Source organism: Mesorhizobium sp. M1E.F.Ca.ET.063.01.1.1, assembly GCF_003998155.1.
GTDB lineage: Bacteria > Pseudomonadota > Alphaproteobacteria > Rhizobiales > Rhizobiaceae > Mesorhizobium.
Genome location: NZ_RZSC01001462.1, coordinates 1 through 609, shown reverse-complemented (window position 1 = coordinate 609; position 609 = coordinate 1). Strand labels below are relative to the sequence as shown.

Genomic DNA, 609 nt, shown 5'->3' with positions numbered 1-609 from the left:
CGTCTCGACAGGAGAGGATGGTCTTCCGAAGCTCAGGGCAATCGTGACCGAAGCGAAATACGTCGACCAATCCGGCTTGGCGGAGGCGAGCCGCAAGTCCCGCAGCCAGCTGCGACAGACTGTTGCCCGTATCGATGACGCTTTGTTTGGCGATCCCGGGCGCCTCGATCGCGACCTCTGGCTTTCCCGCATCTCCGATTTGTTGCTGGACGGTACGGCGGCTCTGGGCCAGGCAAACATTCTTGAACGGGTTCGCGACGGCATTCGCCGCGGTGCCGTTCCGATCGATTTGCGCGGTTACTCGCACATTTTCGTTTCCGGCCCGGCGACTGACGGCAGTTCGCCAGGAGAGCAGGATGAGTTGCCGGAAATCCAGATGGGGCTCCAGGAAACATTCACGCGCGAGGGGCTTCGCAAACTGATCAAGGCTTACGACGCGAAACAGGGTCTAACCGAACTTCGGGCCCGGCTTGGCGAAAAGCACACGTGGAACTCGGTCAGTTATCGTCATCCGGCGCCGCGGGTCGATTGGACCAAGGCCATCACAGAAGAGCATTTGATTGCTGGAAGCGAAAAGCCCATTAGCCACGACTATGATCAGGATGACGA

Annotated in this window: 1 protein-coding gene; it reads left to right on the top strand. The window is 59.3% G+C overall.

Going from position 1 to position 609, the window contains the following annotated elements:
* Positions 1–43 precede the first annotated feature (43 nt).
* A partial coding sequence (locus EOA29_RS39230) for a hypothetical protein (protein ID WP_210213237.1) occupies positions 44–609 on the top strand: 566 nt, incomplete at its 3' end.